The following is a 19,364-nucleotide window of genomic DNA, read 5'->3' as shown; positions in this document are numbered from 1 at the left end:
ATTATATATTCTTATCTACATCATTATTATGAATTATTAAGTCATGGTCAATCATTTTGCTTTCGCTGACTGGTTAGTATTCGCTATTTACCTGAGTATTCTGGCGATAACAGGTTGGTATTTTAATCGCAAAAAATCTGCGAATACGCAAGACTATTTCTTGGGTGGCAACACGATGCCCGTGTGGGTTGTTGCGGTTTCTGTGTTGGCGACATCGCAATCGGCTGCAACCTTTTTAGGTGGGCCAGATCAGGGCTATCGAGGCGACTTTTCCTATCTGGTCACCAATATAGGCGCTTTTATCGCTGCTTTTTTTGTAGCGACGTTTTTAATGCCAAGGTTTTATCAGCATAAGGTGACCACTGTTTACGAATTACTGGCTGTGCGATTTGGTGAAGCGGCGAAAAAGCGTGCTGGTTTGCTTTATCTATTCGGTCGCGTTTTTGCCAGCGGCGCTCGCCTTTATATGGCGGCAATCGCCGTTTCTATGATCATATTTAACGACATCGCGGCTAATCATGTTGTGTTAGCCACTGTACTTTTAGCATTTATTGGCCTTATCTATTCAGTTATTGGCGGCATAAGAACCGTTATTTTTAGTGATGTGCTGCAGTGTATAGTCTATGTGAGTGCTGCTGTACTAGTGCTTTATTGTTTGATTATTACCATTCCAGCAGATTTTTCGACGGTAGTAACTGCGCTGCAACAGCCTGACGATGGCGGCGCGTCAAAACTAACCTTATTGAATTTTGATCTCGATTTTACAGCAAACGGTGTTTTTACCTTTTGGTCTGCATTAACAGGTTTTGTGCTACTTAATATTGCAGCGTTTGGATTAGACCAAGATATGACGCAACGCGTGCTTACTTGCAAATCAGCAAAAGAAGGTAGCAAGGCAATGCTAATGTCTGTTGTGCTTGTGATTCCTGTCATGGCGCTGTTTATCGCAATAGGCTCACTGCTTTACATTTATTTCCAAAGACCTGACCTAATGGCTGGCATGTCTGCCGATGGCAGCGTACCTGTTTTCTCGGGTGAAAACGTCACAGTGTTTATGTTTTACGTGCTCAATGAAATTCCAGCGGGTATTAAAGGTTTTGTGACAATAGGTGTGATAGCAGCGGCGCTATCGACACTAAATTCAGGTTTGAACTCTATGTCCTCTGTCTTGGTGATGGATTTGTATAAACCATGGACGAAAAAGCAGGGTTTGGCGCATTCAGAAAGCCACTTTGTTAAGGCAGGGCAAGTGAGTATGGTACTGGTCGCATTTGCTTTGGCGAGTATGGCGGTATTATGTTTCTATTGGCAGCAGTATAGTGACATGCCATTGTTGGCGTTTGCACTGAGCGTAATGGTATTTTCATATAGTGGACTATTGGGTGTTTTCTTCACTGCTGTGTTTAGTCAACGCGGTAATAGTCGCTCGGTAACTTGGGCATTAATTAGTGGCTTTGCGGTAACGCTTTTCTTTCAACCATATGTTCAAGAAGCTTTAATGCCGCAGGCTTATCAGATTAATCTTGGCTTTACCTATCAGTTGTGTATAGGTGCGTTCGTTGGTTGGATAGTATGTATGCTAGGTTCGAGTATAGAAACCAATCAAGCGTCTAAATTGGTACCAGTTTCATGAGCGCGCAATATATCTTAGGCATCGATGGTGGTGGCACTAAAACGATTGCGTGCCTACATCATCTAGTCTCTGGCAAACGCATTGAAGATCGCAAAGGCGCGAGCTCATTAACCAATGACTTTGACGGCGCAGTTGCAACGATTAAAGAAATAATTGACGATTTGCTGGCGATCGAGCAGTGCAAAAGTAGCGATTTGGTTGTTGTTATGGGCATTGCAGGCGCTGGCAATAAGTCGCAAGCGCATAAATTGCGACGAGCTTTTAATGATTTTCCCTTTGCCGCACTCGATATTGTCAGTGATGCGACAACGTCATTGTATGGCGCAAACCATGGTCGCCCTGTCGCTGTTGTGGCTATTGGTACCGGTTCTGTTGGCGCATATTTGGATTCGTCAGGCAAAACGCATATTGTTGGTGGCTGGGGGTTCCCTGTTGGCGATGATGGTGGCGGCGCTAAGCTTGGCTTTAATGCCGTTAAAGTGGTTCAAGACGAGCTTGATAATCTGCAGCAACAAAACAGTTTACTCACCGGCGCTCTGCTAGACAAATTAGGCAATGACAAAGAGGCAATACTTAATTGGCTAGGAAATGCTAAGCCATTTAACTTTGCTGAGCTTGCTGAAGTTGTGTTTAAGTTAGCGCCTCGGTGCAATGTCGCATTGGCATTGGTGCGGCAACATGCAGCAGACGTAGAAAAATTAATTGAATTAACACACCAGGCAGAGCAGCTGCCTATCGTCTTGATGGGCGGGTTAGCACAACCAACCTTGCCGTATTTATCGAAAGCGATTCAAGACAAATGTTTATTGCCTGTAGGCAGCTCACTAGACGGAGCGTGCTTGCTCGCACAAAGAAAGGTTGAAGAATTGAACAAAGAAAAGCAACGCATTGTGGCTACCAAACAAGACAAAACCAACGTTCAAGGCACTTCTGAGCTGTTAAAACAGCTCGATCATATGGTGTCTGAAGAACGCAATGCGCAAACCATGGGGCTCGATTTGATGAGCGCCAAAGATGTGTTAGCTAAAATAAATGCTGAAGACAAATTAGTCCCCTTGGCTGTTGAAAAGTGCTTACCTGAAATCGAACAGGCGGTGGAGCATGTAGTAACAGCGTTCAAAAAAGGTGCGCGACTGATATACATAGGTGCAGGCACTAGTGGTCGTTTAGGTATTTTAGACGCTGTCGAGTGTCCGCCTACTTTTAGTGTGCCTTCCGAGCAAGTGGTTGGTTTGATTGCTGGTGGACACCAAGCAATTTGCAAAGCGGTTGAAGGGGCTGAAGATAATGAGCTCCTTGGCGTTAACGATCTTAAAGCAATAAACTTTTGTAAAGATGACGTGCTTGTGGGGATTGCTGCAAGTGGTCGCACCCCTTATGTTATCGGTGCCCTAGACTATGCGCGTGACGTAGGTAGTGCAACAGTTGCGGTTACTTGTAACCCTGGTAGTGAAATCACCAAACATGCTGACATTAGTATCGCTCCACTTGTTGGGCCAGAAGTGCTAACCGGCTCTACCAGATTAAAATCTGGTACAGCGCAGAAACTGGTGCTAAACATGATCACTACAACCAGCATGATTCGTTGCGGAAAAAGTTACGGAAACTTGATGGTCGATGTAAACGCGAGCAACGAAAAGTTATACGCCAGAGCGATTCGCATCGTTATGCAAGCGACAGATTGCAACGAAGCAACTGCTAAGCAAGCGTTAGAGCTAACCGATTATCAAGCGAAATTAGCGATACTGCATATCTTAACCGGCGTTGAACCAACGCATGGAAAAGCGCTATTAGAAACGCATCAAGGCTTTCTAAGGGCTGCGGTCGAAAGTTGTCAAAAATGAGATTAAGCGTCGTATTTTTTACCATTTTTCTCTCGTGCCTTGCGTATGCTCAGCACCCTTCTTCCCAAAAGATACAAACAGGCGCTGAGCAAATCCAACGTTACCTACCTTTGTTAAAAAACAAACGTGTAGGCTTATTGGTTAATCAAACGTCTGTAATAGGTAACCGCCATTTAGTTGACGTATTGTTGGCGCATCAGGTTAATGTCACGACAATTTTTGCGCCAGAACATGGCTTTAGGGGCGATCATGATGCTGGCGCAAAAGTAGATTCTTCTATGGATGCGAAAACAGGCATCCCGATCGTATCTATTTATGGTAAGCAAAAGAAACCGAGCGCCGAGGTTATGGCACAGATGGATATCGTTATCTTTGATATTCAAGATGTCGGTTTGAGGTTTTATACCTATATCAGCTCGATGCACTACATGATGGAAGCAGCTGCTGAAAATGGCGTGGCGTTTATGGTGCTTGACCGGCCTAATCCTAATGGCACTTTTGTTGACGGTCCAATAAGAGAAGAAGCCTTTAAGTCTTTTGTTGGCATGCACCCGATCCCTGTTTTACACGGCATGACGGTAGCGGAAATCGCCAACATGATTGTTGGTGAAAAGTGGCTACAGGCTGAAAAGCCACTGCGGCTTCATACGGTCGCGATGCAGCATTATCAGCGCGAAATGCCTTATTCTTTGCCCATTAAACCGAGCCCTAATTTGCCGAATGACCAAGCAATCGCACTTTATCCATCGCTTTGCTTCTTTGAAGGAACGCCTGTCAGTATAGGCAGAGGTACAGATTTTCCTTTTCAAGTAATCGGTCATGATAGCGCCTATGTGGGTGACTTTAGTTTTACGCCGCGATCTATAGCCGGTGCAGCTAAATATCCCAAACTTGAAGGCAAAACATTGTATGGTGAAGATTTACGCCATTCATCCATGCGTGGCTTGCAGCTTGCGCCGCTTATTCGTTGGCATCAAGCATTTCAGCAAAAACAGTTGACCTTTTTTAGCATGCCGGACTTTTTTGACAAGTTGGCGGGCACAGATAAACTCCGCAAAGCGATAGAAAGCGGCGAAAGCGAAGCACAAATTAAAGCAAGCTGGCAGCCTGGCTTGTCTAAATTTAAACAAATGAGAAACAAGTACTTACTATATCGTTAAGTCCTAAGTTTGTTACTTCTTTCGTTTTACAAATTGTTCTACAGCTTGGTTGGATTGTTCAACATACTTTCTCGATTTACGAGAAGTCTGAGTTAGCCCAATAAACAGCAAATCAATAACAAACTCTTGGCTGGTACGCGCTACTATCGAAGAGAGCCTCATAGAAGATGACTCAGCAACTGTATAAAGTGCAACATCCGCAGATTTTATCAAAGGGTTTTCGCTATAACGGGTAATAGAAATTACATTGGCGCCAACTTTCTTAGCAAGTTCTGCTGCAGCCACAATATCTGGTGTAGTACCAGATTCACTGAGACAAATCACTAAATCATCTTCACCAAAAGTAGCAACGCCTGCTAGTTGGATATGACCACTTGGCTCGGCAAAGGCAGGTTTACCAATTTTTTGCAATTTATGACTAAAGTCTTTGGCGACTAACCCCGATGCACCGATACCTGCAACTAAAATACGTTTGGCAGACAATATGGTTTTTATCGCGTGTTCAAGCTTATCTGCTTCATTCAAACCAGAGGTTTCATTAAGCGCTTTAACTTTATTCGCTAGTAACTTTTTGTTGAGCTGTGAAAATGAATCACTGGTGGTGATATCACCATGAAGCGGGACTTCATCGCTTTGTTGATTGGCCGCTTCAACTAATGCAAATTTAAAATCGGTATAGCCTTTGTAGCCAAGCTTCTGTGTAAATTTGACAATACTTGATTGGCTAACGCCAACTAACACACCTAGTTTTTGAGACGACAAGTCCTTGATCATCTGAGGCGAGCGCAATGCAAAATCAGCGATCTTTGTTTCATTGTTAGTGAGCGAATCTTTAATTGTTCTTATTTTAACGAGGACAGACACAGCGCCTACCTAGAATGTGATTGATGGGATAATGTTAGCAGTTAAATGATACTTATGGAATTATTAATTCCAATATTAACGAGTAATCATGTAATAAATAAATCGCCAAGCTAATGCTAACTGAACAATATTGATGTAATATTGAGCTACATTTTGTCAAAAATCTCCAAGTAAACAATGCTTTTTCAAGATCCGTCGTTATTGCGTGCAGCAATAAAGCAAAACAAGTTTAACGAGAATACGTCAGGGCAAGCACCCGGATATGTTCAATGTAACTTGGTGATACTACCGGTTCAATATGCAGACGATTTTGAGGTATTTTGTGATAAAAACTCTCAGGCGTGTCCTCTAATATACAAAGCGTCTGAAGCAGGCGAATACGCGCTAACCGCACTTGGTACTGATGTTGATATTCGCACAGACATTCCAAAATACAAACACTTTATTGACGGTCAGTTTGTAGAAGAACTGTCCGACATCAGGGCTATATGGCAACAGGACTATGTCAGTTTCTTGTTAGGTTGTTCATTTTCATTTGAAGAAGCGTTACTCGAAGAAGGTATCGAGATTCGCAATATTAGTGAAAACAAAAATGTACCAATGTTCATCACCAACAGGGCTTGCGAGTCGGTGGGCCCATTTAGCGGTCCACTTGTGGTAAGTATGCGTCCAATGACGCTTGAAAATGCTGAACGTGCCGTCGAAATATGTAAGCAATTTCCGCGGGTACATGGAGAGCCGGTTCATATTGGCGACCCAAAAGCGCTCGGTATTGCACACATTAATGAGCCTGATTTTGGTGATGCCGTAACAATTAAAGAGGGCGAAGTACCGGTATTTTGGGCGTGTGGCGTTACCCCACAAATGGCGATAATGGCAGCTAAACCAAGCAGTTGCATTACTCATAGTCCAGGGTATATGTTGGTGACAGACTTGAAAAACTCCGCGTTAAGGGTTGCAACAATATGAAATTAAACTGCGATTTAGGCGAAAGCTTTGGCTCATGGAAAATGGGTTTGGACGAACAGGTAATGCCACATATCGATATGGCCAACATCGCTTGTGGCTTTCATGCTGGCGATCCTTCTACCATGATGAAAACCTTGATGCTTGCTAAGCAGCATGGACTTGCAGTTGGTGCGCATCCCAGTTACCCCGATTTGGTTGGCTTCGGTCGACGATCAATGCAGTGTAGCGAACAAGAAATCGAAGACTTTGTGCTGTATCAAATAGCCGCGATTGATGGCATGGCACAGAGCATCGAGCTCTCCATTGACTATGTTAAACCGCATGGCGCATTGTACAACGATATGATGCGACAGGAATCGACTCGAAAAGCCATCTATAAGGCGTTAGCTAAGTACCATAGACCGCTCAAGTTAATGGTATTGGCAACAGCAGACAGCGAATACTTAACAAATGAAGCAAGTAGCTATGGAATATCTTTGTTGTTTGAAGCATTTGCAGACAGACGTTACACAGATGAAGGGTTGTTAACCCCGCGCAGTCAGTCGGGTGCAGTACTAGATAAAGTCGCTATGTTGGCGCAGGTAGAGCAATTGGTTAAAGACGGCAGCGTCACCTCGGATAGTGGTAAAACTATCCACATACAAGCAGATACAGTTTGTGTACATGGCGATAACGAGCAGGCTATTGCAATAGTTAAAGAGATTAAGGCTTTATGTGGTTAAAATCAGCGAAAGGCCAGCTAAAAGTGTCGATTGCCGGCGAAAACTCGCTAATCATATATTTTGGAGAGTCTTTAGCCCAAGTTGATTCAGTCGCCATTATCGAGACAGCCCACTACCTCAAACAACAGTTAGGTAATGCGTTAGTCGATTTGGTCCCCTCTTATTGTTCGCTAATGGTGACTTACGATCCGTTGCTCACTGATCATTTTGCTGTCAGTAAATGTATTGCGGCTAGTTTCGACGACAAGCAATCAACAAAAAGTGATGAGCGTAAAATTATTACTTTGCCTGTTTATTATGATGCTCAGGTTGCACCTGATTTAGCGCGCATCGCTGAGCATGCACAATTATCTATTGAACAAGTCATAGCACTGCATAGCCAACAAAGTTACGCAGTTTATGCCATTGGTTTTGCACCAGGCTTCGCGTTTTTAGGTGAAGTGGACGAACGAATTGCGATGGCAAGATTAGCAACGCCGCGCCAACGAGTACCTGCCGGCAGTGTTGCTATCGCTGATAGACAAACGGCGGTTTACCCAGCAACGTCACCTGGCGGTTGGAACATTATAGGTTTGTGTCCAACATTGCTATTTGATCCAGATAATTCACCCCATATCCCGTTTGAGGTTGGCGATACTGTCACCTTTAATGCAATTTCAAAGCAAGAATTTATTGCCCAAGGCGGCACATTACCGGAGACCATCATATGACGCAGCTGCGTATAGATAATGCCGGTATGTTATCGCTGATTCAGGATCTAGGTCGTTTTGGTCAGTCACACCTTGGATTAACAACAGGTGGCCCAGCAGATAAGTTTGCCTTTGTCGTCGCCAATCGATTACTACAAAATGACGATAATGCTGCCGCAATTGAAGTGGCTGTTGGTGGTTTTTCTTTTACAGCATTACATCCTATGCATATTAGTGTCACGGGTGCGAACGTGCAGGTTTCTGTAAACGGTAAAAACGTGTCGATGTGGCAAACTATTGCCTTGTCAAAGCATGATCAGGTATCGCTTGGCTATGCCAGTGAAGGCGTGCGCAGTTACATTGCCTTTTCTGGTGGACTATCGCTGACCAAAAGTTTTACGAGTGTTAGTACAGTGCCACGCGAAAAAGTAGGTGGCATAGATGGCAAGCCACTAAAAGTCGGTCAACTATTAACGCTCGGGAAGCAGCAAGCGATAAAAGAGCAAAAGTTGGCGGAGGCGTTTCGTCCGCAATACCGCTCATCTGCTGAGTTACGTGTAATAGAAGGGTATCAAGTCGAACAATTTAGCGCGCAAGAAAGAGCCAAATTTTACAGTGAAACTTACACGGTAAGCGAATTGTGTGATCGCATGGGCTATCGCCTAACAGGTGCCAAAGTGTCACACGATATTCGACAAATGTTCTCTGAGGGCATCGCCTTAGGAGCAATTCAAATTCCTGCCGATGGCCAGCCAATTGTATTGCTTAACGATAGGCAAACGATAGGAGGATATCCAAAGCTAGGTAGCGTATTTTCGCTCGATTTGAGTGGTTTAATGCAATTGGCTACCGGAGCTACCGTGTCTTTTACGCCAATCACTATCGAACAAGCCCATAATGCGTTGCACCTTGCTCGTTATCGTATGCAGCATTTGACGTTGGAGACTATTGTTTAATTATGGATATAGCGACAATTAAAGCGCTGAGTCAACCGATAGAGCAGCTGCTAGTGCGCAAAAATTTGCGCGGCATGCAACATGTACTTCCCGCGTTAGAGCCGGATAATTATTGGCGCGCTGCAAATATTCTGCATAACTCACAAGACAATATATTGATAGGTACGGGCTTTCCCGTAGCAGACACGTTTGAAACTGATGGTCCTGTTGGCGCGATCGCTCTGTATAATGCGCTCAAAGACATTGGCAAGGAGCCTATACTTGTTTGTGGCAAGCCATTGTATGATGCACTGCAGAAGGATTTTACCTGTTTTGAATTGCCTGTTGGGGATATAGCGACTGCGCCACAGTTTGCACAGCAGACGCTCGCCTTGCTAACACCGTCAGCTATTGTGTCGATTGAACGTCCAGGGCTCAGTGAACAAGGAAGATATTTTAATATGCGAGGTGAAGATATTTCTCCATGCTGTGCTTGTTTTGACTTTTTTATGACATTGGCGCAATGCCCAACGATTGCCATTGGCGACGGTGGCAATGAAATTGGGATGGGCAAGGTAAAGCCGGCAATTGAACAGCTAGATATTATGCCGTCTGTGACCAGTTGTGATGAATTACTAGTGGCAGATGTATCAAACTGGGCCGCCTATGGCTTGATTGCATTGTTGTCGCGACTCAATGAAAAGAATTTACTTGCGCAAATAGCGCCTAGATCGATTCTTTCCTATCTTTCACAGTTGGGCAGTGTCGATGGGGTAACTAAGAAAAATATGCTAACAGAAGACAGCCTTTGTTACAGCGAAGGCGAAGATATTATTAAACAACTTCATACCTTGTGTGAACTAAGTTAAAGAGAAGACCATGAGCCAAGTATTTTTAAACGGCGATTATATGCCGATGGCAGACGCAAAAATATCACCAATGGATAGAGGTTTTTTATTTGGTGATGGTATTTATGAAGTCATTCCTTGTTATGACAAAAAACTGGTTGGATTTAAGCCTCATATCGCTCGCTTAACTGATGGCTTAGCTGCATTAGAAATTGCAAATCCATATACAGAACAACAGTGGCGAGATATTTGTTTAACGCTAGCCGATCAAAATCCCGAGCCTAATTTAGGTATCTATTTACATGTTAGCCGAGGCACAGACAGTAAACGTTATCATGCCTATCCTGATGATATAAAACCAACGGTATATGCATTTACGTTTGAAGTTCCAACGCCACCTGTTGCAGATATAAGTAAAGCTAAGGCTTATAAAGTGGCGTTAGAGCAAGATTTGCGTTGGCAACACTGTAATATTAAGTCGACTGCATTGCTGGGTAATGTAATGCATTTTCAGCAAGGCTATAAAAAAGGCTTAAATGAAACAATTTTGTATAACCAACAGGACGAAATTACAGAAGCAAGTTCAAGTAATGTCTTTATTGTTGAGGGCAATACTATCAAAACACCCCCGCTCGATAATCAATTGTTGCCGGGCATTACGCGTTTGCTCGTACTAAAGGTATTGCGACAATTTAGTGAATTTGACGTGCAAGAAGTAACCTTTACCAAAGAAACGCTTCTTGCGGCTGACGAGGTTTGGATAACTAGTTCAACCAAAGAAATTGCACCTGTCATAGAAGTGGGTGGGCATGCTATAGGTGATGGCACGATAGGCAAGGTTTGGCTGGCTGCACAGGCATTATTTAGCCAATATAAGTTCGAAGAATAGCCAACTCAGTATACAAAGTGTGCAATGTAGCAATTTGTACACTTTGTCACAATTTCGTACCAATTATGTGATTTTGTGTAGCAGTTTTGCTATAACACCGACAACGCAGTATTTTAAGTAAGAATCTAGGTGAAGCATTTCTTTGCGCTATGTGCGATTTTGTGCACATGTTTAGCTAGCGCCACCTCACAAATAGAAGCAAACAATGGCGAATTTGTCATCTCAGCCGGTTATGGAAATATTACCAACCCGGTAAAAGATCGTGACGATATTACCTTCTATGGTTTGCCAGAATTCGTATATTACGGTGAACGATTTTATATCGAAAATACCACCGTGGGTTACGCATTGTTGGAAAACGAACATTGGATGGTAGATGCGTACGCCTTTTTGAATGAAGACGGATTTTTTTATCAGCTAGATGGAACAAAAGCACTTTCTATTCCGGGCGCAATAGGCAATTCATATCGTCAACCAACGAGACGAGATCCTCTTCCAGATGTAGCAACATTAGAACGAAACGCGAGTTATTTAGCTGGTTTCAACGTATCTAATGTCACGCAGTGGTACACCATGCAGCTCGGCTGGGGTAAGGATGTATCGGGCGTTCACCATGGCGATGAAGTCACTTTTCAGTTGTTTAATCGTTACATTTACCACCGCTTTACCTTTGCTTGGAATGTCGGTGCACGCTACAAATCAGCAAAAATTAACGACTACTACTACACGGTTCACGAAGATGAGTGGGCCATTCCCATGCGCAGTCCATCTATCGGTGAAACGATTACTCCTTGGGTAAAAGTTGCCGCTCATTATTACTTTGACCAACATTGGTCTGTGGGCTTTACCGTGCAGCAAAACTGGTTAGATGCAAAGTTAAAACGTGGTTACATCGTTGATGAAACTAACTACACCTCTGTTTTCGTCGGATTGAGTTACAAATTCTAAGATGATGCAGCGTTTACTTACTCTTATCTCACTAGCTTCCTTGTTTGCTTATTCGCAAACAAGCATTGCTAATGATGATGTAGAAATAGTAACAGCTAATATATCGCCAGATATGTGCGTAGCATCTAACGAAACGCAAACTTGCAACATTACCTTGGCGGTCAACTTAACCTTTACAGAACCTGAAGCTGTTTGTGTTGTGATTAAACAGCTTGATATCGTTTATTGTGGCAATGAAAGCGTGCAATTTGTTTACTCAAGGCAATTATTGGTAAAAGAAGCGTTAGAAGTTGCCATTTATAATAAGTCCCAGAGTCAGGTGCTGTACCGCAAGGTGTTGAATGTAGGCCAATATCAACCTAACAAAACGCGTAATCGTCGACATTTAGGATGGATATTGTAATGGCTCAGCAATATCAAATTTTATTGATTGAAGATGATCTGCCATTGGCAGAACTTGTCGTCGACTTTTTACAAGATTATGAATTTGCCGTGACACATGCTGTCAATGGCGAAGATGCTCTTACGCAATCAATAGAAACTTTCGATCTCATTATCTGTGACGTTATGTTGCCAGATTGCGAAGGATTTGAGTTAATCCCTCGCTTAAATGTGCCGGAACAAACACCCGTATTATTTTTAACGGCAGTGATTGACGATCATAGTCAAATCAAAGGACTAGAAATTGGTGCGGCGGATTATATTCTAAAGCCTGTTTCACCTGAAGTGTTGCTTGCTAGAGTGCGCGCTAATATCCGTCTGCACGAACGCCGAAACTATAGCAATGTGATTGCTCTTGGTGAATTGAAACTTGATAAAACATTGGAAGAGATTCATTACCTTGGCCAAACGCTAGAGCTAACTCGCCAAGAATATGAAATCTTGAGTTTCTTTATCGACCAAGGGAATACCACAATATCTCGAGATGAGCTATTTGAGAAAGTCATAGGTCGACCCTATGATGGCCAAGACCGCGCAGCTGATCTTAGAATAAGTCGATTGCGAAAGAAGCTCAGCGCATTGGATTTTGACGAGCTATCAATCGATTCAATTAGGAACAAAGGATACCGCTTCAAGTATTGGGCACACATTAGCCATGGATAGTCGCTTTTTTCGCTTTTATCTACTGGTACTGATAGCGGTCATTTTGGTTATTGTCAGTTTTAGCTTGGTCTATCAAGCGATTCTATCGACTGAAAAAGACTATTACGTATCGGTGGAGGAGATCTTTAGTACTGTTACTAGTGGTCGCCCAACGGATTACACTAGGTTAAGCAATACCGATATTCAATTGTCAGACGAGCTTAATAAACAGCTTGAAAACGGCCAAATTATCTCGTTTACCGTTGGCATAGATACCTACTTTTTAATGCAAGAAATGCAAGGCACCTATTTACGTTGGGGCCCAGTATCTACGCAAAAAGCGCAATCTAATCAATACATTATCCTTGTGTTGTTTTCGATGCTGGCGATTGTGTTTCTGCTCGTGTTTAGGCCACTGTTCCGCGATATAAGCTATTTGCAAAAATGCGCGGTGGAATTTACCGAAAATCCCAAACCACAGCCGCTCAAGACTTCGCGTTCGTCAAGCGTTTACCCTCTTGCTAGTACCCTATACGACATGGCCAATCGCTTGCATGATATTGTCGAACAAAATCGTGATATCGCGCGCATTATAGCGCATGAAGTGAGAACGCCATTAGCGCGGATGCGCTTTGTGCTCAAACGTATCGAAGGTGATATAGCAACAAAGCATAATACCCGCATGCTGCAAGATATTGCTGAGATCGAAAAAATTGCGGATGAATATCTAGAATACAGCCGCTCGCAATTGATAGATAAACACTATATTGAAGCGCAGCCGATTCTCAAATTTGTCAGTGACATCGCTAAAAAATACAAAGGCTTGCCGGTTAAATTGGAAACATTGTTTAAACAAGCGAGTCACCAACTATACTGCAACCCGGTTCAACTTGAATTAGCGCTGACTAATGTGCTCAACAATGCCTTTAAGTATGCTAACAAACACATCTGTCTTAGTGTCAGTGAAAGCCCTAGTCATATTGTTATTATGGTAGAAGACGATGGCGTAGGCTTTGATAAAGCGCACATGGCAAAGCTAAATGAAGGTACCGCAGTCGGCTTTGGTTTAGGTTTGTATATTTCTTCAAAGATACTGAATAGGCATAACGGTAACTTATTGCTGGGTAGAAGCCATTTAGGCGGTGCTGCAGTCACTTTTGAAATTCCAAAAAAGCTGAGCAAATCTTAAAAATAAAACCTTTAAAATGATTTAAAAACAATTGCTTATATTGTTTTTGTGATTGTTATCATCTGTCTGCTATTGTCGCATTAATGCTACAAAATGCTACACACCACCACACCTCTTCTAGACCTCCCTATGCTATTAATAACCTCTATTTGTTTGCATGTTTATGCATTCGAATATCAGCTTTTTATCGCTTAAAAACGAACAAATATCTGCGATAAAAATCGATATCACCTCGGTGATATTCAATGTCCAGTTGGAGAGAAACAATAATGAAATTTAAGAAGACAAGTTTGTTTGTGACTTCTGCTTTGTATGCAGCAGGCATGGCGAATGCGTCGGCTACTACGCAAGACACTTATACAATCAAGCCGATTGAATTAAGTGTTGAAGCGGTTAAAGCGAGAACGCAAAGTGTAGCAGCGCAAGATCCAAGCTTTATGCTAGAAGGCAATGGTCTGAACGTTCAAATGCAACCGACAAAGAAATTTGTCCGCGAAGCAGACGTTGAAGGTGCAAACCAATACATCATCCGTTTAAAAGATGCACCAGCTGCATTATACGAAGGTGATGCTCAAGGTGTTGGCGCGACTAAGCCTCTTTTTGCCAATAAAACACTTGGTGCGCGTAAAGTTGACTTACGTCAAGACGCAACTATTGCTGCTTACATCGGTGAACTAGAAGGTAAGCAAGACGCTTTCATCTCGAAAGCGAGAAAAGTAGGTGTTGCCGTTGACGGTCAAGAGCGTTTTCAAATTGCTCTTAACGCGGTTACAGCTACGTTGACTCAAGACGAAGCGGAAGAATTAGCGCGTTTAAATGAAGTTGCAACGATTAGCCGTGTTGTTAATCACGAACTTCTTATGGACGTATCACCTGTTCGTACAAACGTAACAAACGTTTGGGAAGACAGCATGTTTGCTGAATCTACAGGTGAAGCAGGCCTTAAAGGTGAAGGCATGCTAATCGGTGTAATTGATACAGGTATCAATACCGATCACCGTTCATTCGCTGCAACAGGTGACGATGGCTACACGGTACAAAACCCGTTAGGTAGCGGCAATTTCCTTCATGACTGTACAGTAGAAGGCCAAGAAAACCTGTGTAACGACAAACTTATTGGTGTTTGGTCTCACCCACTAATCACTGGTGCGTTTAGCGATCCAGAATTCGCAGAATCTCGTCCAGCTAATGGTGAAGACTACCAAGGTCACGGTTCTCACACAGCAGGTATCGCAGCAGGTAACGTACTTTATGACGTGCCTTACAAAAAAGCGGCGATGGCTTTTACTCACCCTGGTTTAGAAACTGATCTTGTAATAGAAAAAGTGTCAGGTATCGCGCCACATGCTAACTTAATTGCCTATCAAGTATGTTACCCAGGTAACTACGGCGACCTTTACTCAGGTTGTCCAAGCGTTGCAAACGTTGCGGCAATTGAGCAAGCGATTCTTGATGGCGTTGACGTAATCAACTACTCAATTTCTGGTGGTGTTTATCCTCACGCGGATCCTGTTGAACTAGCATTCTTAGCGGCGCATGAAGCAGGTATCAACGTTGCTGCATCAGCAGGTAACGCAGGTGCTTATCAAACAGTTAACCACGTTTCTCCATGGTTATTATCTGTTGCTTCTACACAGCACGGCCGTACTTTCGCTGTAGATACAACACACCGTATCGAAGGCGCTACTTACAATGGCACTAGCATTCCTGCTAGCTACCGTTTAGACATTAACGGTTGGGTTAACGAAGCAGTAACGGCTAAAATCGTTCTTGCAGAAAACTTCGGTGACGCACTATGTTCAGCGCCTTTCGCTGCTGGTACTTTCGCTGAAGGCGAAATCGTTGCTTGTGAGCGTGGTGAAAACCCTCTAGTTGAAAAATCAGCAAACGCTGAAGCTGGTGGTGCTGCCGCAGTTATCATCTATAACACAGATGAGTCTTCACAGGACATGTATCCGTTTATTGCACATTCAATTCCTACCGTGCAAATGGATAAGTGGGATGCACCTTACTTTGTAACTTGGTTAAATGACTCAGATGGTCACATGGGTACACTACCTGCGACTACTGCAACAGCAAACGTAAATGCAACACGCGCTGATGCAATTTCTGAATTCAGTTCAATCGGTTACGCATACTACCCAGAATACCGTGAAGCAACGGCGCCAAGCATTGCTGCACCGGGTTCTGATATTTATTCTGCATACTCAGATGATCAGCCGTTCACGATTTACGCGGCACCAACTGAATTTGCTGACATTTCTGGTACTTCAATGTCTAGCCCGCACATTGCAGGTGCGTTAGCATTGATCAAACAAGCTCGTCCAGATTGGACGCCATCAGAAGTTATGTCTGCAATGCAACTAACAGCGAATGACCAAGTAAAAGACAAGTATGGTCGTGAAGGCGGAACTAACCCATGGTTCTATGGCTCAGGTATTGCACAAGTAGACAGTGCAATTCACTCTGGCCTAATCATGAACGTTCCTGTTGAACACTATAAGCTTGCTGATCCAACAAAAGGCGGTAACTTAGGTGCACTTAACACACCAAACATGGTTGATAGTGAGTGTTACCATGCATGTACTTGGGTACGTGAAGTTGAAGCAACTGTTGACGGTACTTGGACAGTAGAAACAGAAACAAGCGAAATCAGTGTTGGTGTTGACGTTCAACCGTCTACATTCACGTTGAAAGCGGGTGAAAAACAACGCTTGATCGTAACTGGTTCTTGGATTGATTCTCGTAACTCTTATGAGTCACCGCGTGGTTTTGCTGTATTTGGTAAAATTAACCTAACGCATGAAAACCCTGAAGTACCTGTTGCTAGCATGAACGTTGAAATGCAATTAGACAGCGGCAAGCTTCCTGAAGTAGCTGAGTTTACTGCGCATGCAGACAGCTCAACTCATGGCTTAGGTGGTTTAATGCTAGGTGATTCAACTGACCTACAAGTAACTGCATACGCGCCAGTTAAAGCTGACGTTAAAGAAGTACAGTTAGTAGAGCGTCACAACACATCTGGTTCAAGCTTATTCGAAATTGAATTAGACACTACTAAAGTGCACGTTGAGTGGGTAGACGTACCAGCTAACGCTAAGCGTTTAATCGCTGAAGTAGTAGAGCATGGCGCTCCAATTGACCCATATGAGTCAACTAACCCAATTGCAAACGTGGGTATCTACCTTGGTATCGATGCGGATGAAGATGGTGAAGTAGACTATGACGAAGAAGTTGTATGTAAGTCTGTTATCGCGTCTTCAGAAATCATGGATTGGTGTAATGTGCCAAACCCTGAAGCCGGCACATATTGGGTTGTGTTCCAAGAGCATAACACTAATCAAAGATGGTACACGGCAGATGAAATGGAACCACGTTTCTACAACAGCAAAATTGCTACAGCCGTTGTTTTAGATGACGTTGCAACGAACATCAGCATTGATGCTCCAGCAACTAGCTCTAGCGACGCATACAGCGCGATTTCTGTTGAAATTAACGAGAGCGATTGGATGGTTGGCGACAAGCTATACAGTGCAATCGAGTTTGGTTCAGATGCAAACAACAAAGACAATATTGGTTTCATCAGCACTAACTTTGTACGTGGTGTAAATGAAATTTCTATGGCAGATACGCAAGAGCGTTCTGGTATCAACAACTATGTTGGTTACAAGTTATCTGTACTACCTAACTTAACGGGTATTGACCGCACATTCACTGTAACAGGTGAAATCCCTGCAGGCTTAGAATTAGTTGCTGGTAGTGTGCTGTTAGGTGACAACCGTTTCATCGACGCTGAAGTAAGTGTTGAAGGAAACATGTTCACAATTTCTGGTATCCAACCAAATAGCCGTGACATGGAGCGTGTATACACGATTACAAATTCATTAACAGATGAAATGTGTCGTACTCCAGTAGGTGACGGTGGTTACGTTGATCTAGCTGAATATGGTTTCGAACCAGTTGAAGGTGCGCCTAACTCTAACCGTGACGGCCCGCTTCAAGTAGCGTTTAGCGAGATCTTCCAAGATGATCGTTCAGCTAACGAACAGTTCTCACTATTCGGTTCTGAAACTACATCACAAGCTAAGACAAACAGTATTTTCATCCACTCTAACGGTATGATTAACTTTACTGGCCAATGGCATCCAACATTTGGTGCTGGCAACATGTCATACAGCGATGCGTTCAACCCATTCTACTATGCAAACATGGGTGTATTCTGGCATGGTGCTGCAGGCTTCGGTGCTGCAGGTATGGAATTTGGTGCGCCTTATTCATTAGATGACAATGGCGACGGTGTATCAGGTATTTCATTCGTACAATTAGTTGATGAGCAAAACCGTGGTTCACACGTATTAGTTGAGTGGGATAACCTTCAACACGTTGTGCCAGATGGTGTTTGTGGATTCCGTGGTTGTCCTCCAGGTATGCCTTGGAAAGGTAACCCAGATTCTACGACTAAGATCGATGCACAAGTTATTTTCTCTCGTGACTACATGCAAGGCGAAGGTGAATACGAAATCGTATACGCTTACGACAACATGACGTTTGGTGCGTTTAACTCTAACGGTTCACAATTCCAAGAGAGCCTAATGGTAGAAAACGCAGCAACAGCAGGTATTATTGGCTTCACTACGCCACTTGCTGGTACTGCAGGTCCTTGGGGCGGCTGGCATCGTCAGTCAATCATTCCTGGTTTTGACGGCTTCGGTGGTTTAAATAACTTCCTAGAAGACGGTATGGCAGTATGTTTTGACTACAATGGTCCAGAAGTTACAGCGTTTGACGTAATGTTCTACGTGAAAGTACCTCATGATGCATCAGGCAAAGCGTTCACAATTAACGTAAATGCAGATGTTTCAGGTTCTGATTCTGCGTCTTTCGAGAAGCACTTAAGCGTTCCTTCAAACATCTTGTTATACAGCATCGATGACCAAGTTATTGCTGAAAACACGGTAGCTGAAGTACAAGTTGCATACATGGATAACAACAACGTAAACAACGTTATTTCTGTATCTGGAGACAATGTTTCTGCTGTAATCGATAGCCACGAGAGTGGTGCGATGATTCAAATCGTTCCTACAGCGGCTTGGGTTGGCGAAACAGAAGTAACAGTAACAGTGGCTGATGGTGCAAATGCGTCTGATGCGCAATCTACGTCGTTCATGCTAACAGTAGAGCCAGGTGAAAACGTAGCACCGCAAGCAGTTATTGCTAAGCGTCACTACTCAATCATCGAAGGTCAAACTGTGACAGTAGACGGTTCTGCTTCTTACGACATGAATGCAATGGATTCATTAACGTTCGAATGGACTGACGCTAACGGTAATGTTGTTCACAACGCAAATATTGCACAACTTGCTAACTTACCTGTTGGTGAGCACACGTTCACGTTAACAGTAAGCGATGGCGATATGTCAGCGTCTATCGACTTCACAATTGAAGTTGCACCACGCAACGACGGTAGCGAACACGTTGCTGATACTGAGTCTTCAGGTGCTGCATGGATTATGACATTAATCCTAGCGGTTGCTGCAATTCGCAGAAGAGCAGTTAAGCTTGTAGCTTAATCATTTGCTTGAAATAAAAAG

At 43.3% G+C, this 19,364-nt stretch carries 15 protein-coding genes and 1 pseudogene; 15 read left to right on the top strand and 1 reads right to left on the bottom strand.

Going from position 1 to position 19,364, the window contains the following annotated elements:
- The first annotated feature begins 43 nt into the window (after nucleotides 1–43).
- The 4 genes and pseudogenes from QUD85_RS14820 (at nucleotide 44) to QUD85_RS14805 (ending at nucleotide 4,637) form a co-directional block, all read left to right on the top strand.
- The gene (locus QUD85_RS14820; RefSeq protein WP_093328739.1) at nucleotides 44–1,633 is read left to right on the top strand and encodes a sodium:solute symporter; all 1,590 of its coding nucleotides are present in this window, start codon (nucleotides 44–46) and stop codon (nucleotides 1,631–1,633) included.
- Nucleotides 1,630–2,385 (top strand): annotated as a pseudogene (locus QUD85_RS14815) (BadF/BadG/BcrA/BcrD ATPase family protein); the annotation flags it as partial. The gene QUD85_RS14820 and the pseudogene QUD85_RS14815, both read left to right, overlap by 4 nt.
- Before the next feature lie 183 nt (nucleotides 2,386–2,568).
- A complete protein-coding gene (gene murQ / locus QUD85_RS14810) occupies nucleotides 2,569–3,477 on the top strand; it encodes an N-acetylmuramic acid 6-phosphate etherase (RefSeq protein WP_407705101.1) in 909 nt (302 codons plus the stop codon).
- Nucleotides 3,474–4,637 (top strand): exo-beta-N-acetylmuramidase NamZ family protein, encoded by a 1,164-nt coding sequence (locus tag QUD85_RS14805; RefSeq protein WP_093328737.1) that lies wholly within the window; start codon nucleotides 3,474–3,476, stop codon nucleotides 4,635–4,637. Before murQ ends, QUD85_RS14805 begins: the two co-directional genes overlap by 4 nt.
- 12 nt (nucleotides 4,638–4,649) lie before the next feature.
- Here QUD85_RS14805 and QUD85_RS14800 read toward each other — a convergent pair whose 3' ends face one another.
- Nucleotides 4,650–5,501, bottom strand: coding sequence for a MurR/RpiR family transcriptional regulator (locus QUD85_RS14800; protein ID WP_093328736.1), 852 nt, complete (start codon nucleotides 5,499–5,501; stop codon nucleotides 4,650–4,652).
- Between the two features lie 177 nt (nucleotides 5,502–5,678).
- Between QUD85_RS14800 and QUD85_RS14795 the strand changes: the two genes are divergently transcribed.
- From QUD85_RS14795 to QUD85_RS14745, 11 genes are all read left to right on the top strand, one after another.
- Complete coding sequence (locus QUD85_RS14795) at nucleotides 5,679–6,470, top strand: putative hydro-lyase (protein WP_093328735.1); 792 nt, start codon at nucleotides 5,679–5,681, stop codon at nucleotides 6,468–6,470.
- Nucleotides 6,467–7,192 (top strand): 5-oxoprolinase subunit PxpA, encoded by a 726-nt coding sequence (locus QUD85_RS14790; protein WP_093328733.1) that lies wholly within the window; start codon nucleotides 6,467–6,469, stop codon nucleotides 7,190–7,192. Before QUD85_RS14795 ends, QUD85_RS14790 begins: the two co-directional genes overlap by 4 nt.
- On the top strand, nucleotides 7,183–7,902 hold the full coding sequence (gene pxpB / locus QUD85_RS14785; RefSeq protein ID WP_093328732.1) for a 5-oxoprolinase subunit PxpB: 720 nt from the start codon (nucleotides 7,183–7,185) through the stop codon (nucleotides 7,900–7,902). Before QUD85_RS14790 ends, pxpB begins: the two co-directional genes overlap by 10 nt.
- Entirely contained in the window at nucleotides 7,899–8,837 is a 939-nt protein-coding gene (locus tag QUD85_RS14780) for a 5-oxoprolinase subunit C family protein (RefSeq protein ID WP_093328731.1), read from the top strand. The genes pxpB and QUD85_RS14780 overlap by 4 nt, the downstream gene beginning before the upstream one ends.
- A 2-nt stretch (nucleotides 8,838–8,839) precedes the next feature.
- Complete coding sequence (locus tag QUD85_RS14775) at nucleotides 8,840–9,685, top strand: DUF4392 domain-containing protein (RefSeq protein ID WP_093328730.1); 846 nt, start codon at nucleotides 8,840–8,842, stop codon at nucleotides 9,683–9,685.
- A 10-nt stretch (nucleotides 9,686–9,695) separates the two neighbouring features.
- Nucleotides 9,696–10,553, top strand: coding sequence for an aminotransferase class IV (locus tag QUD85_RS14770; RefSeq protein ID WP_093328728.1), 858 nt, complete (start codon nucleotides 9,696–9,698; stop codon nucleotides 10,551–10,553).
- 129 nt (nucleotides 10,554–10,682) lie between these two features.
- Nucleotides 10,683–11,501 (top strand): MipA/OmpV family protein, encoded by an 819-nt coding sequence (locus QUD85_RS14765; protein WP_093328727.1) that lies wholly within the window; start codon nucleotides 10,683–10,685, stop codon nucleotides 11,499–11,501.
- 1 nt (nucleotide 11,502) lies between these two features.
- The gene (locus QUD85_RS14760; protein ID WP_093328725.1) at nucleotides 11,503–11,904 is read left to right on the top strand and encodes a DUF3019 domain-containing protein; all 402 of its coding nucleotides are present in this window, start codon (nucleotides 11,503–11,505) and stop codon (nucleotides 11,902–11,904) included.
- On the top strand, nucleotides 11,904–12,605 hold the full coding sequence (locus QUD85_RS14755; protein WP_177168867.1) for a response regulator transcription factor: 702 nt from the start codon (nucleotides 11,904–11,906) through the stop codon (nucleotides 12,603–12,605). The genes QUD85_RS14760 and QUD85_RS14755 overlap by 1 nt, the downstream gene beginning before the upstream one ends.
- Complete coding sequence (locus QUD85_RS14750) at nucleotides 12,598–13,773, top strand: sensor histidine kinase (RefSeq protein WP_093328722.1); 1,176 nt, start codon at nucleotides 12,598–12,600, stop codon at nucleotides 13,771–13,773. The genes QUD85_RS14755 and QUD85_RS14750 overlap by 8 nt, the downstream gene beginning before the upstream one ends.
- 269 nt (nucleotides 13,774–14,042) lie before the next feature.
- Nucleotides 14,043–19,343: a S8 family serine peptidase gene (locus tag QUD85_RS14745; RefSeq protein WP_177168866.1), complete on the top strand. Its 5,301-nt coding sequence runs from the start codon at nucleotides 14,043–14,045 to the stop codon at nucleotides 19,341–19,343.
- The last annotated feature ends 21 nt before the right edge of the window (nucleotides 19,344–19,364 follow it).

Source organism: Thalassotalea agarivorans (assembly GCF_030295955.1).
In the GTDB taxonomy this organism is placed as follows: domain Bacteria; phylum Pseudomonadota; class Gammaproteobacteria; order Enterobacterales; family Alteromonadaceae; genus Thalassotalea_D; species Thalassotalea_D agarivorans.
The sequence above is the reverse complement of the archived record's forward strand: the minus strand, read 5'-3'. Positions and strand labels throughout refer to the sequence as shown.

Excerpts from the sequence above, each read along its gene's own strand:
- QUD85_RS14820 (WP_093328739.1), top strand. The coding sequence starts at position 44 with ATGGTCAATCATTTTGCTTTCGCTGACTGGTTAGTATTCGCTATTTAC.
- QUD85_RS14805 (WP_093328737.1), top strand. The coding sequence starts at position 3,474 with ATGAGATTAAGCGTCGTATTTTTTACCATTTTTCTCTCGTGCCTTGCG.
- QUD85_RS14795 (WP_093328735.1), top strand. The coding sequence starts at position 5,679 with ATGCTTTTTCAAGATCCGTCGTTATTGCGTGCAGCAATAAAGCAAAAC.
- QUD85_RS14790 (WP_093328733.1), top strand. The coding sequence starts at position 6,467 with ATGAAATTAAACTGCGATTTAGGCGAAAGCTTTGGCTCATGGAAAATG.
- pxpB (WP_093328732.1), top strand. The coding sequence starts at position 7,183 with ATGTGGTTAAAATCAGCGAAAGGCCAGCTAAAAGTGTCGATTGCCGGC.
- QUD85_RS14780 (WP_093328731.1), top strand. The coding sequence starts at position 7,899 with ATGACGCAGCTGCGTATAGATAATGCCGGTATGTTATCGCTGATTCAG.
- QUD85_RS14775 (WP_093328730.1), top strand. The coding sequence starts at position 8,840 with ATGGATATAGCGACAATTAAAGCGCTGAGTCAACCGATAGAGCAGCTG.
- QUD85_RS14770 (WP_093328728.1), top strand. The coding sequence starts at position 9,696 with ATGAGCCAAGTATTTTTAAACGGCGATTATATGCCGATGGCAGACGCA.
- QUD85_RS14760 (WP_093328725.1), top strand. The coding sequence starts at position 11,503 with ATGATGCAGCGTTTACTTACTCTTATCTCACTAGCTTCCTTGTTTGCT.
- QUD85_RS14755 (WP_177168867.1), top strand. The coding sequence starts at position 11,904 with ATGGCTCAGCAATATCAAATTTTATTGATTGAAGATGATCTGCCATTG.
- QUD85_RS14750 (WP_093328722.1), top strand. The coding sequence starts at position 12,598 with ATGGATAGTCGCTTTTTTCGCTTTTATCTACTGGTACTGATAGCGGTC.
- QUD85_RS14745 (WP_177168866.1), top strand. The coding sequence starts at position 14,043 with ATGAAATTTAAGAAGACAAGTTTGTTTGTGACTTCTGCTTTGTATGCA.